This is a genomic window from Candidatus Pseudomonas adelgestsugas (assembly GCF_004124255.1).
Taxonomy (GTDB): Bacteria; Pseudomonadota; Gammaproteobacteria; order Pseudomonadales; family Pseudomonadaceae; genus Aquipseudomonas; species Aquipseudomonas adelgestsugas.
Genome location: NZ_CP026512.1, coordinates 1,401,787 through 1,416,914, shown reverse-complemented (window position 1 = coordinate 1,416,914; position 15,128 = coordinate 1,401,787). Strand labels below are relative to the sequence as shown.

General features: G+C 37.4%; 4 protein-coding genes and 1 pseudogene. 4 read left to right on the top strand and 1 reads right to left on the bottom strand.

What is annotated here, in order from left to right; all coding sequences use genetic code 11:
* Positions 1-2,207: 2,207 nt before the first annotated feature.
* The 4 genes and pseudogenes from C3B55_RS03600 (at position 2,208) to C3B55_RS03585 (ending at position 9,759) form a co-directional block, all read left to right on the top strand.
* A complete protein-coding gene (locus C3B55_RS03600) occupies positions 2,208-2,723 on the top strand; it encodes a DUF2059 domain-containing protein (protein WP_129211537.1) in 516 nt (171 codons plus the stop codon).
* Positions 2,724-2,739: 16 nt separating this feature from the next.
* On the top strand, positions 2,740-3,027 hold the full coding sequence (locus tag C3B55_RS03595; RefSeq protein ID WP_457912677.1) for a BolA family protein: 288 nt from the start codon (positions 2,740-2,742) through the stop codon (positions 3,025-3,027).
* Between the two features lie 127 nt (positions 3,028-3,154).
* Positions 3,155-4,092 (top strand): annotated as a pseudogene (gene trhO / locus C3B55_RS03590) (oxygen-dependent tRNA uridine(34) hydroxylase TrhO).
* A gap of 5,121 nt (positions 4,093-9,213) precedes the next feature.
* Positions 9,214-9,759, top strand: coding sequence for an ATP phosphoribosyltransferase regulatory subunit (locus C3B55_RS03585; RefSeq protein WP_129211533.1), 546 nt, complete (start codon positions 9,214-9,216; stop codon positions 9,757-9,759).
* A 3,873-nt stretch (positions 9,760-13,632) separates the two neighbouring features.
* On the opposite strand, the gene C3B55_RS03580 is transcribed toward C3B55_RS03585, so the two are convergent.
* Positions 13,633-14,844 carry an amino acid aminotransferase gene (locus C3B55_RS03580; RefSeq protein WP_129211531.1) on the bottom strand — a complete coding sequence of 404 codons (1,212 nt, stop codon included), beginning with the start codon at positions 14,842-14,844 and terminating at the stop codon, positions 13,633-13,635.
* Positions 14,845-15,128: the final 284 nt, after the last annotated feature.

The following is a 15,128-nucleotide window of genomic DNA, read 5'->3' as shown; positions in this document are numbered from 1 at the left end:
GGCATTCTGCTACAGTTTTACTGTGACCGGTTGCCAGCTAGATGAGATATCTATAGGTTGTGCATTTTTAGTGTTAAAGTTGCTTAAGGTTATAGGCCTAGAGATAGAGAATATTGACTTTTAGTATTAAACGATGTATTTGGCTGAAAATATCTATATACAGTATAACTGCCTTGAAATCAATAATATTAAATACAATTCTTACGACTTGCCAATTTCTATGGGTCACCTGTTTGTATGATTAGTTTATAGCAAGTTTAGTATTTGGTATGTAAAATGTAGCGATATAATCTAAATAAATATATTATCTTCATAATAGTCGCTATCAGTATGTTAGAAGCTGTCACTTAATTAATCACATTGGAGCATGCTTACTCGTAATAAGGAGGATAATATAAAATCCTCATTGGTGCCTGCCTGGTTCACCCTAGTAGGTGATCTTACTTCTTTTGGTTTCTAGGGCATGCATGCGCATCTTTTTGGGCTATTAGGTCTCTGTAGTTTGCCTGGTTAAGAAGACAACTGACTGGTGTGACTGCTATATGTGTTGTATCTAGTTATACTGAGCATGCCTGGTTATGGTGCTGTTAGTTTAGTGGTATAGATAAAGACTGATCTTATTGCTAGTATCTAAAGAATACTACATTTTGTAGCGCGTTTTAAACTGTGGTAAAGTGTGGCGTGGTATTTTTGATTGAAGTTTTCTGGCAAATTTTCTGGTAGAACTGCCTCTGTCACCTGGCAGTTATACATATCCATATGTAATAACGATAATGCTTGCTACTGCTATGTCGGTGTTTATAACTATTGGCCATAAATAGTTACTAATGGTATGGAATTAGCTGTAAGCAATAATGGTAAGTGTGTCTATAATACGCCAAAGTGCCGATGTCGTAGATGCATTTGCAGAACCCTGTAACAGAGTTTTTGCCTTGCCCGTTAATCTTTTCTATTAGCGTGTTTAATAGACAAGCTAATGGGCTTACAGCGCATTTTTAAGACGTTGGCAAACGCCTATGTTAGCCATGGGTGTGATCTCCGGTCCCAGCAGCAGTGCGTGTTTTAGATTATTATTATCCTGCTTAAAATATACTTTTTAATATTTCTAAATATTATGACAATCGTTGGGCAATAGAAGAAGAAACTCCTAAATGTTATGAGTTATCATCGGTTTATACATGTTCAGTTACAGTTATCATAGGTTGATATCAACATTAATAAAATAATTAAATTTTTGCTTAGTGTCAGATAAGTCAAGGTCTATAGCTTTGCGCATTAGATCATGGTTAACCCTGCTAGGTATAATCAAACTTCCTGCTACGTTGGTCGTAGCCTAATAGGCGACGAATCAGTTAATTATATTTTATAAACTCTACTGTTAGTAGCTTTGTAGCGCGCTTGTGTATGGTTACCATCAGTATGTATTATGAGATACTTTCTCTTCTGTATTGCATAGTAATAAAACGGAAAACTATCGACGATGCCGTTAGATTGAAATTAATCGCTACACTAAAACTATGCGATGAATTGAGCTTATTGCTTGCAGGTTTACTTATCTATAAGAAAACTAAACTCTTGTACGGTGGACATAAATACTATGAAGTATGTGCTTGTCGTAATTGAATTGAGTAATAAATGCTTATACCTTTTTGGTAAAAAGTAGTTGTAATATGATGTCAATTATGTAGAACCACTAGGTTTCATTAGCTTTACATACCGCGTCATGAGTTCCATCAAGCAATTAATACGAACTATTTGTCATAATTTGCTATTGATTGCTTTATAGGCGGCTTGTTCGATTGGGTTTACGATATTGGCTGGCAGGTTACCGCTTTGGTTATAGATCTTTGTGAGGTTTTTTAATAAGTGCTAATTTATTTACATTTTATTAGTGCTATGCATTGCTTGCTGATAGTACAACTTGTCAGCAAAAGTGAGTTCTTAATGCCCTAGTAAGCATTACCTCGTACTTTAACGTTTGTTAGGTTATTAGTTTTGATACGATTTATCGCGGCATACTTATTCAGGTTGCTGCGCTTAGTCTATCCTATAGCAGACTCGTAAATTTTACGAGATACTTCTTACTTGGTTCATTCAAAGCAAATTTTTTACCTGACAAAAGCCGTGGTTAAGCTATAAGGTTGTTTAGGTGAGAAATAGTTATTCTTAGGGGGTAGTCTTGCCTCTCCTGTTATAAAGGAAATTCGATGACTTGTTTTCGTGCCATCTGTATCGCGGTTATTCTGGTTTACGCCAGTAGACAGGTTTTTGCAGATATTGCTAGCCATAATGCTAGTGCCGAAGCTTTCCTAACTTTAGTTCACGCATATAAGTTGGGTGCCCCGGTTTATATTCAAGTGCAGCAAATGTTTGCTCAACGTTTTGAACAGACCAGGGCACCTGCCTCTAAGCGTTACATACTAGACAGCTATCAAGCTAAGGCACACGATGTGATAGATCAGGCTATCGGTTGGTCGAAGCTAAAACCAGAGATGATTAAGCTCTACACTGCTAATTTTAGCGAATCTGAGCTCAATGATTTAGTAGCCTTTTATCAATCCGTATTAGGCAAGAAAGTTCTTGAAAAAATGCCAGAATTAACCCAGCAATCAGCTCAAATAACTCAAGCAAAGCTGGAAAGTGCTGTGTCAGCGGTGAATGAACTATTGGAACGTATGACCAACGAGCTAGCACCAAAATCAGACGTACCAGTTAAAAAATAAGTAAGCAGGAGTGACTATGCGCAAGCTTATTGAAACGGCACTTGCTACTTTTAGCCCACAATATCTAAGCGTACTGGATATAAGCCATATGCATAGCCGTGGATTACAGACTCACTTCAAAATCGTATTAGTAAGTTTACAATTTAATAGGTTAGATCGTGTTAAGCGACACCAGATTGTCTATGCTACTTTAGGCAACCTGATGAGTGAATTTCATGCGTTAGCGTTGCATATTTATACTCCTGAAGAATGGTTGACAATTAACGCAGCTCCGCCTTCACCAATCTGCGCCAGATATCATTGACTTATCAAGTATTTTTTGATATGAGGTATTTGTTATTTTATTTATGCCGAATAAACTGCTTATTCGGCGCATCCTTATATCTAGTTTGCCTTTGGAGAGGCAGATTGTTTAAAAAGAAATACCACATATGACTCAACCGATTGTTGTGGCAGCATTGTATAAATTTGTTACTTTGATAGATTACGCTACGATTCGTAAACCACTGCTACAAGTAATGGTCGAGAACGGCATCAAAGGTACCTTGCTCATTGCCGAAGAAGGCATTAATGGTACCATTTCCGGTAATCGTGAAAGTATTAATTGTCTGATAGCTTGGCTAAGGAAAGACCATCGCATGGTGAACATCGACTATAAAGAGTCGTATTGTCACTATCAGCCGTTTTACCGTACTAAGGTCAAGCTCAAGAAAGAGATCGTGACTCTTGGCGTTGAAGGCATAGATACGAATAAAAAAGTCGGTACCTACGTTAACCCATATGATTGGAATGAGTTGATTAGTGACCTAGAAGTGCTATTGATTGATACGCGTAATTACTACGAAGTAGTGATCGGTACCTTTAAAGGCGCGATCAACCCAAAAATTACCATTTTTCGTGAATTTCCTGACTATATCAAAACTAACTTTAACCCCGCTACACATAAAAAAATTGCTATATTTTGCACTGGTGGCATTCGTTGTGAAAAAGCCTCTAGTTATATGCTTCAAGAAGGATTTGAGGAAGTTTACCAACTCAAAGGCGGCATCCTGAATTACCTAAAAGAGATGCCGCAAGAAGAAACCAAATGGCATGGTGATTGTTTTGTGTTCGACAATCGTGTGACTCTTCGCCATGATTTAAGCGAAGGCGGCATAAGCAATGCCCAGCCATACGCTCATGCCGGTCAGTATAAAAGATCATTCTTGTAAGCACTATGTGGCCAGTATCAGCTGCTAGTATTGCTTGGATAAGTTGTTGGAGAAAACTCATCATAGAACAATCTACCGGCAAAAAGCAGATTAAGCTGGCTAAAATCTGCAATATGTCGCACCTGATTAGCTGTGACTATACATCAACTTCCCTTTGACGCCTAAACTATCATTATATATTTACTTTATGTGATGTATCCGATATTGTTTTTAGTACTTAAGTTTTGTTCAAGTGGCGCAGACGTTGGTAGAACCAGGCTCAGATGTTTAGTATAATATGTACATTTAGTGGTGAACGAAACTTTGCACACCAACAAGAGGCGCAGCTTGGAAATTAACGACATGGCCATATATTATGGAGTCACTAGCTAATTACTAGCTATATTGTTATAGTGTGCAATCATAGCATGAGGTTAAAAATAGCCTGCTACTGTGACCAATCTAACGCGTTTGTTATTTAAAAGATTCGTGATTGATGCCTTGCTAGCGCACTAGTTAGGGCAGCCGAGCAGGTAATATTCCGTGTATTAAATTTACTGGTGCATGTAACTGCGCCAAGCGGTATGTCTGTGATGGCCACTAATTTTACTTGAGTACAAGTTTAGATATTGTGATTTTGCTATTTTACTGGCCAGTATAACTAGTAACTAATTAGTGTTGTTAGCTAATGCTGTCAGGTACTTTTAGACTTATTGCCTTTGCTTACTTGATAGTTATAACGAACCAATCTTGTATGCTTAACTTTAACGTGACGACCCAATAACTTAAGCGCAACAGGCACTGCCTAAGCTTTGCGTAATAAAAAATTTTTGACATTACTAAAGATAATATCTTATGTTAGCCTTGCTAATATTGGTAATTTTGTGCGTGTATTATGGTGTACCAGTGTATTGTACTGAATGCAAGTGTAGTTTGTATGTGACTGGCCAACAAAAAATATTTTACTATATTCATATGTGTTTGAGCAAATAACTAAAGTTGACTCTATTAGTAAATATGCAAGCCTAAACTACAATATAGTCATCAATTACCTGGTTGCTGACTTTAATTACTATTAGTAACGTTATTGTTCTGATTAAGTATCTATATCCTCTGCGAATTGGAGATACTCACGTTATTTAGCTGTCTATGGTTTATGGCTTAACTATTGGAGTAACTGCGGTATCTTCAATATGCTTAATATACGGTAGGTGATGCTATAACATACATCAACGATGTTACTTGTGTGCTCTATATGGAGCTACAAATATGTCTATGGCGAAAATTTATGTACTAAGTATACGATTGTAAACATATCTACCATAAGCGACTTTAGATTTTGCTATAGATAAATCTAGCGCATGATCAGTTTGAACCTTTGGCTATTTGGCGCTTGGCGATAAAGTTGTATTTGTAGACGCTAGCGAAGACAGCAAAAGTACTTTTGTGAAAGTACTTTTGTGGTTTTATAATGTAAGGGCTAGGAGCCTTCTAGTTTCCGCGCCTTCTAAAGTAATGCTGGTTATGGGGTGTGCAAGGAAGTAAAGATGGCAGCTGCTTTAGTAAAGCCTTAATACTGAGTATAGAGTAAGGTAGTCATCTATGCAAAGCATCATATATGGTTTCCTAAAATTTCCATGTAGCATTTTCCTTAGTATAACCAACTATTTTCAATAATTAAATTGACCAATACAAACTTATACGTATTTTAGTTCTTATTTTGCAGTTGTTTTATGCTCAAGATATCTATGTGGTATGGAGTTTAGCGAATCTATTCGTCACCCGTAACGCCATCAATGCTGTAGTTAAATATGTTTATTATGGTTTTGCTAGTTAACTACATTGTAATTTGTAGGAATTCAGATTAGAGTACAATGGTCAATACGCACAAACGTGTTCTATTGGTGAGAGTAGGTATATCATAAATTAGTTTGAATATAGATAATATCTACACAGTTTTATATCATATACCAAAACATGCGTTATACTCGCATGTATAGTGAGATATGCTTCAAGATTAGGCACAAATATGCGATGCATTTTGCAGTGCCTTAAATATTAGCTTTTGTTGCTGACTAGCATTGGTTAGCAGTGTTATTCTGAGTATTATGCGGTGATTCTTTCTGTGATAATAGACAGATTAACCATTTCAATGCAAGTTGCAAGAAAATTATTCTATCTCGAAGTTTTACTTCTTTTATTGACTAGCTATTCGCCCCCCACAAAAAAACTGCTATCTGTTGTTAAGTCAACGCTTATAGCAGTGAATCCTCATCATCTAGGTAGATAGTGTAATTGTACGATGAACCATTTTCAATCAACATAATACCGATTAATTTATAGGTTGACATAATATTCATATTAAAGTGTATAGCTGGTGTTGCTGTTTTCTACGCATTGTGTCATATTTTTTAGTATCCGTTTGACTATACAGGTACTTTCTAAAATTTAGAGAGGTATTCTTTGGTAGTAAGTTTTTGCTATTACTAGTGTCAGTACGGGTTATATGATCTAACTATCTGCAAGTCATTGGTCACGTGATAATGTTGAGGTCTAAAAAACTATAATAGCATTCGTTTGTCGTTCAAGCCAGATACTAATTAGGCTTTGCGAGCTTAAGTTTTAGCAGGTAATTATCCATCGGCAAGCGTTGTAACTATTAGTCTTAGTGCCCGATGCGCTTAAACGTAATATACCTACCAACGCGATGGCAGGTTTTTATGGTGGTATCAATCCAAACTGGATCAACTAAACATGGCGTTGATTATTTGAATTAGTTTAGGTGTTTTTTGAGAGGAAGAAGTGTATCAAAAAATATGCCCACACTGCAGCGGTTGTATTTTTTGAATCTGTACTTCAAAGTTTTAGCATCGTTGTTAATATTATAAATGCTAGTTCATAATTAAATGCCTATGACCTTGCAATTATACTAGTGTTAGCCTTGAAAATATACGAGTCATGCTGATAGCTCTTGCATTTCTTAATACAACTAACGTTCGCTATCAAGGATAATGAGCGTTGAAGATCATTAGTGTATGAAGGTTCATATCGAGCTGTAGGTTTGCATGGTTTGACAGAATTGATCCCGATAGCATCGGCATTTTCACTATATCTATTTAATTTAGTCTACCAGCACGCCTTTGTGATTACTCTGGCTAAAGCTTCATAGTAGGCGTTAACAAGGCAGAATCACATTGGCGTTATGCTGGGATGTTAATACAATTTTATTGTCATTAATGCCATTTTTTTAATCCATATAGATTGGTGTTGGTAGTCATTGAGGTAAGGCAAGCCTTATGGCGTAGAATGACAGATTAAACTAGGTAAAGCTAAGATTTTTGCGCATTAGTACTTGGAAATGTCATTAGATTGTTGCTTCTTGCGGGAAGGACAAGCTGACTCCTGGTAAGCATCAACCTCTATATCGAAGAGGGTATAGCCATATATACACCATTGACGTTATCTAGCACTAAATCCACGCCAAGTTTTGCGTTGCAGTGATTTACTACTTCTGCAAGGTATCTAAAATAATGGTCTACTGTGCACTATAAACTTATTTTTTGCATTATCTCAGAACTGTTAAGATTGTTGGAAATTGCTATTTTGCGTTATTTAGTTATTCAATAGAAAATTGAATACGTTCATTATCATTAACTGTTTTGACCGGCCAAGTGATAAAATCACTAAACCTGTTGGTGGTATTTGGACATATGATTTTAAGCGACTTGCCTATTTTTTGATATACCAGCTCGCTGGTAGCGTGAGTTAAAGACGGACTGGATTACCGATAAAACCTATGTTGATCAGGCTGTGCAGATCAATGATCTTATCAGCGCATACAACCTGACTAGGCTAGCGCAGGTTATTAGCTAACGCTTGAGGTCATGTCCTGTTTAATGTTGAACATGCGAATGTTATTATATAGCTATATTTATCAGCGAGCTAATGGAAGCAGTCTAAATCTAGATTACCTTTTCATCTTTTGATTAAAGTAAAATTTATACTGCATGGTGCGTAGGCAAAATTAAATGCCATGTCGAGTAATAATGTTGGAACTAATGCTCGACATTAAGATACCTTGTAGTGAGGATCAGTATAGTGACTATTAATGAGCAGGCGTCATACTTAGTTGTATTACTCAGATCTAACCAAAGTAGTGCGGCACGACAAGAAAGCTGGCAGCATCAGCATTGCGATTGAGCGTAGTTACAATATGTCGCTATTTTGATCTAGGCGGTTATATATAACCTATATCAAAATGTTTAGGCATACAACTTGTTTATGCGGCAGTACGCTAATGCTATTTCTTTTAGGCTTTAGTATGTTAGAAGATGTAAGAGGCCTAGTTAATTTTAGAGTGAAATCATCTACTTCTACGCTGCGATTTTAGAGTAGCTGAATACGGTATAACTGGCTAACTGAAGTAGTTGGTGCCAATGATCATGTTGTATTGGTATTTAATTTCGCGTGCGTTTTAGCGTGTTGTGGATCCAGATTAAACGGTAACCACGATGCGCTGAAAGAAACGTTGCATAGTGGACGTGCTAAAAATATTTATTGATCTGTGATACAACTACTAGTCAGTATATCAACATCAAGCCTCTGACGCAGTATACCACAATATAACTATAGTCAGCAACTATACCTGATAGTTTGTATAGATACGTGTTTCTAGTCTTTTAATATAATAAAAATATTAATACTAATATTTCAAAGTATTGTTTGCATCTGTCAAGTGCTCTTACATAATTGTCTCCGATTAGCACATCTATGGCATAGACCAGCTAAGCTTTTGACCTATTATGATGACTCATATCTTGAGTTATGCAATCCAAGATTGTACTACAAGCATGTATACTGCCGAGTATTTGGTTAAGTGGCTCTAGACATATTGCGTTAAAAGCATAAAACCATATGCTAGCGTTAAACAAGTTGAACGTGTTATGCTAAAGCATAAGCTAGATAAGATCGTACAGACAGGCACGATGGAAACTTTGCTTGCTGGCTGACTGGTTTGTAACTTTGCCTGCAAGCATGTCAGAATTTATTTATGATTCGCTTTTTGCAATGCAATTGCTATTTTGACTATAAATATTCCCTTAAGAGCCTTGGTTGCTGGATATAATTTATGTTTTAGAATTTCTAACCATCTTACGAGCCTCATAAATAAGCACCTAAAGTGCCAATTTATTGCTTTTACAAAATGGAGATTCAACACATGACTATGCTACGTGGAACAAGAATAGTAACCAGTAAAGAAGCTGCAATGATGCGCGAAATAGAGGGTTGCTTTAGGAGTTATTTTCATCGAAGCAGGTGCTGAGGAAGTTATCGTGCCAGCCATTTGGAGCCAAGACACGTTTATTGAAAAAGCCGGTGGGAGCGCCATAATTGGGCAGATGTGGGCCTTTAATGATAAGGCGAATCGCCAATGTTGCTTAATTCCAGAAGCAACTGCGCTGTTTCAAGAGTGCAGTACCTCCCTGCTTAATGGGCGATCAGAGGCAGTGTTTTTCTATGTGACGCGGTGTTACCGATATGAGCGGCCACAAGCTGGTCGTTATCGTGAATTTACCCAGCTGGGGTTAGAGATTCTTAGCTGTAATCCTGTTTTAGCGTTACAGCGTTGCCAGCCCATGTGCACTAAATTTTTAGACAGTGTGGGGCTTCACTATGAGCTAAAACTAGCAGTGAAGCGTGGGCTAAGCTACTACCTTGGAGGTCACGGATTTGAGGTATGCTGTCCTGGGTTAGGTGCTCAGAAACAAGTAGTTGGCGGTGGAGCTTACCGTGAAGGCGCTGGATTTGGCATTGGGCTTGAGCGGTTGCTGTTAGCATTAAGATGATATGAAAAATTCATCTAGCTTACATGTATCTTCTATGTTGGCTCTAGATATGCTAAACTGGATATGCTTAAAGAGTTTATCTATTCTTACCCTAAAAAATTTTATCATAGGTCACTATGACCGAAAAAATACGCTTTTTATAACTAATCAGACGACACGCATTTAAACTGGTAAATGGAATTGTCCAAGATTTATGAAAATCTCAGCAAGATGAGTGTATCCATAATGTTCCTCATCATGTATTTCAATATCTTGGCTAGCGCTTGTAATTTAAAGTCTTGCGCAACATGGTTAAAGATTAAAATGCAGAAGATAGTGCTACAGTATTGACATTTGATAATGCTGGAAGCTTACATTAATATTGTAAGCTACTACTTTTCTTATAAAGTAGTAATTTAAGATAAAGATTGTGAATATCAGTGCACTGCTTTATTGTATGCCACACTTATCTCTATTCATCTTAATTACAGCCTATATTTTGCTGTGGTCAAGTGAGTGAAAAAACTTTTTTGCCTTTAGTTATTCATTCGCTGGCAATTTATTTAGCCATCTAGATTTTACAAACACGTTATAACTTATTTATGGCGATAAATTAATTGTGACTTTTAGTAGATCAGGCTATCCATGATTAACTAACGTCTATTGATGGTCTCTATTAGTCAATTAACTATACAACGTAACCTGCCCGCGTCTAAGCTGGAAAGAGTGAAACATCTTTCAAACAACTACTCCGAGCTAGTTGTTTCAGCTATGATAGCCAGTGGCTAGCTAGGTACTGTTAATACACTCAAACCAGTATAATCCAGCATTGTCAGCAGCTTTAATTAGCAATCAACACTATTCAGTAATAGTGCGCAGCAAAACCTATCTACAAGGTTTACTAGTGCGTAACCAGTTTTACGCCTAGCGTATAGTGTGTAGGTTCAGTTTTGCTGAGCAGTACATTGTAGGTACGCAGTTTCTCACAACACACTAAATTCTCGATAACACAGATTATTAGTACGACAGAAGAGTAAACATCAACGGCTGATGAAGTTATCAGTTATCCCTAGTCAAGTTGAGTTGGCTGTGTAGATGGTGGTTGCTAGAAAGCTCATAGGTGGTATATCAGAGATACTACATTGTTAATAAAGACAATACAGCGTTTAAAGATAATTCTATTTGAATAGAATATAATTAAAAGCGCTAACAATAGCGTTTAGTGGTAATACTTCATCTTGCAAAACGATTTTTAATATTTACTGATTAAATACTTCATTTATACTTCGGGCTAATGTTTTACTCAGTTAGCTTTAGGAAAGCTCCAATGAATAATTCAATTAATTCTTAAAAAGAACTGACACTTAAAGAAATGTTTAAGCATTTCTTTAAGTGTCAGTTCTGACCTACCAAGTTAACTACACCGTTAACGGTGTAGTTAACTTGGTAGGTATGTTAGAAAACACTTAATATCAATCTAATCGTCACTAACAAATAGTTTCTTGGTTATCAGCACAATCTACTCTAAGTTAGAGCCTAGAGTAGATCTCGCAAAAGAAATAAGGCAGCCTTCCGCTTACTGAACGAAAAGCTGACCAGCGTACACACCTAACAACTGGAACCATGTCAGCATGATGAATAACCAAGTTAATAATGTCTATTTATATTAGACAACTAATTTTTTCTGCTCTCAAACAGCACACATATAGTGTGTATGATTACTTGCTTTCTTCTGAAAAAGCTTAAAATTAAGCGTTATACCTGAGGTTTATTATTCTATCTGGATATAATTTGCTTAACTTCAGTTACTAAAAACAGACCAGTATAATTTACTAAGTGATGGATATCCTGCATCTTAACTAGACACACTAGTCTAATCGTGTATAATCTAGCATAAGAGTAAGATATCCGGTTAAGTTTTCTTATCTTCCTCAAGACACGTCTGAGAGTTAGTTGCTTGAAGTGCTAGCAATAATAAGTACATCTGTATGTCAAACCATATCGCTATACAAAGCATAATCTAAAATATGTATTTTAATGTGTAAAATGACGTAGTTAAGTCTAATGTCTGTTTTCATGTACCACACTGGCTTGCCTCTTAAGTAACAAGTGATCGTATCTACCAACGAGTGTGAATATTAAGTGCATACCATTAACTAAACTGATAGTATAGCTAGATTTAAAGACCAAGTAATGAACGATTATTTACTAGGACAACGCGCGCTGCGCTCCTTACACAAAAAATGTGTATTTTCTTTATTAGGCTGATCGTAAAACCAAGCTAGAAAAAAATACAAATAAGTAGTATTCTAGTTATTACATACTCATATATGTATGCATCCTAATGCTATGGTTATAAATGCGTAAAACTTTGTGGTGGATGATTACGCAATACAATAACCTAGCATTACCTTATTGAGTCATACAAATAATCTGTTGCTGTTATACATTACTAATTAGTTCTATAGCATAGTCTTACGTAAGGCAAAATTATTAGCTTACTGGTTAAAAAGTCAGAGGTACATTGAAATATCTTATTTAGATTATTTGAGATTATCAATCGTATGATCAAAAAACTCTACATGTCACAATCTACTTGCTGGCGTTATACTCCTAATAAAGCCACCCTCGCTATACTAAACAAAAGTTAGCATACGTACACAGCTGAGTAGACCTGGCAAGCATCTAAAGTTGGCTAGCTTGAGTATGCTATATGCATAGCTACCATACAAACACATTGGCAATGTTTGATTTATTGAGCATGCGCAATGGATAATATCAAACTAACACTCAATCGATGAAACAATTCAACGATTGAGTAATATGGATATGTCTACTTGAATGCGCATACGCAAGCAGCTTTTAACGCAGGCATAGGAAATGCAGTATTTATAGTCATGCCCAATTCTGTAGTAATGTATATGGCAAGCCTTGCATGATGTTTTCTTATTTGCTTGGCGGTGCGGTCGCTATAGCTGATATTAGCGCAATGTGCTACCTATGGCCTGTCACTAGAGATCGGTGGACCTGTTCTGCTTAGCTATAAACGTTGCATTTTAGACTTTGATGTAAGAATGTCTGTGCTAAAACACTATTGATGGATGCGTGAGTCACAGAGCGCATTTGTTTAGTGTTTACAGTTGGTACACGGTAAGGCTGGCTCTGCTTTACGTCGTGGCTCACTGTGTATCAACTAAAAAATACACCATAGTCTAGATGTGTTATTGTGGTGTCTTAGTTACGTTTACGTCTTTCGTTTTAATTGCTTGTATTACTGCTATTATGATACTCTGCTGCTTGCTGGCATTACGTTAAGTTAAGCAGATTCTTGATAGATTCATGTCGCAACATGTTCGTTCTCGTCATGGCCAAGTAAATTGCTAATGCAACGCAGTATACTAGAGAAAGCGTTTAATTGGGTTTACGGTTGTAAGTGTGCAGACGTTAGACTAGCCCATGCCACATTCTTAATACTTGGGTTACTCCAGTACCATAGCACAGTACTATGTATGGCATAGTTAAAGCAATTTTGTAAGGTTATCGGGTAAGTGCGGTCTACATGATAAACAAATCATAGTTGATTTTGTTAGTATTTGACTTTGAAAGTACCTATCGCTAACTCAGAGATCATCAAACATCTAACCTATACTAAAAGCAAAATTAATTAGTCCAAAAAACACTCCTAACATCACGTCACAGGTAAGATGTATCAGGCTTGTTTAGTGTTTTGGCATGCTGAGCGTGTATTTATGTAGCTATACAGCTTTCGTGATTAATATGCAAATTGAGGTTGTCTGTTCTTAAAAAGACTCTCACAGTAATAGAATAGTTTATGTTTAATCTAATTGAATTGTCAAAAAAGTAGTCCGCCATGAACTTTCCTGTTACGTTGATTCAACGCGTACAGGTTTTTAATACCTGTACAATTGCCTTGGTCACAGTATTAATATTTGACTGATTTAGCGCCGCCATACAGATACGGCCGTTGTCAAGTGCGTATACACCAAACTCAGTACGCAAGCGGGTAACTTGCTTAACGGTTAAGCCTGAGTAAGAAAACATTCCACGTTGACGACCGACAAAGCTAAAGTCGTAATCTAAAGCAGCCCCAGCTAGTTTGGTGACCATCTGCTCACGCATGCTATTAATGCGTGAGCGCATTTCAGCCAACTCAGCTTCCCACTGGGCACGTAGCTTAAGGTTATTCAGTACTGTTGCTACAATAGTCGCACCATGGGTCGGTGGGTTTGAGTAGTTCGTGCGGATAACGCGTTTAATCTGTGATAAAATGCGTGCGCTTTCCTCTTTAGACTCACTAGCAATCGACAGTGCGCCTACGCGTTCGCCATACAGCGAGAAAGATTTCGAAAATGAACTTGATACAAGGAAAGTCAGACCAGATTCAGCGAACATACGCACGGTAGCAGCGTCTTCGTAAATGTTTTCGCCTAAACCCTGGTAAGCTAGGTCAAGAAATGGTACTAGGTTTTTGTCCCGAATTACATCCAGTACCTTCTGCCAGTCAGTATAGCTAAGGTCGACACCTGTCGGGTTATGGCAACAGGCGTGCAACACTACGATGGACTTAGGTGGTAAGGAATTAAGGTCTTCGAGTAAGCCGGTACGGTTTATGTCGTGTGTAACTGCGTCGTAGTAGCGATATGTGCGTACCAAGAAGCCTGCTGTTTTGAACAGTGCTTGGTGGTTTTCCCAGCTTGGGTCGCTAATGGCTACAGCAGCATTGGGTAGTATTTGTTTGAGGAAGTCGCTACCAATTTTCAGTGCGCCAGTACCTCCGATTGTTTGAGCGGTGATTACACGGCCAGCACTTAGTGGTGGTGAGTCAGCGCTAAATAGAAGCTTTTGCACAGCCTGACCATAAGCCAGGATTCCGTCAATTGGTAGGTAGCCACGGGTGGCGTGTTGCGCCGCACGAATAGCTTCTGCTTTAGCAACAGCACGCAAGAGTGGAATCTTCCCCTCTTCATTGCAGTAAACGCCAACGCCAAGGTTGACCTTGGTAGTTCGTGTATCAGTATTGAAGGCTTCGTTAAGCCCTAATATTGGATCGCGTGGTGCCATTTTAACAGCAGAGAAAAGGCTCATTCTTACGGCAGCTTCTATGGAGGGAGAATGTGTCGCGCTTCAGCCGGATGTACTAGAGCAGTACACAAATAGGTAATTAGTATAGAGGCCATCTAGGTTCAATGCGACAGCCGAAACAGCTTTTCGTTCAATTTTTTGATTTATTTGGTTTCTTGATTGACTTTTAGTCTTATTTACAACATTAGTTGTAAACGGAATATCTGAAGATTATATTGAAATCTATAATGTTCAGAACTACTTTTTTACACTATTGTTGAGTTTTTTATCCATGATATTGTTGAGTC

What these genes read in the sequence shown, in the direction of transcription:
- C3B55_RS03580 (WP_129211531.1), bottom strand. Translation starts at nt 14,844, where the DNA reads ATGAGCCTTTTCTCTGCTGTTAAAATGGCACCACGCGATCCAATATTA.
- C3B55_RS03595 (WP_457912677.1), top strand. Translation starts at nt 2,740, where the DNA reads ATGCGCAAGCTTATTGAAACGGCACTTGCTACTTTTAGCCCACAATAT.
- C3B55_RS03600 (WP_129211537.1), top strand. Translation starts at nt 2,208, where the DNA reads ATGACTTGTTTTCGTGCCATCTGTATCGCGGTTATTCTGGTTTACGCC.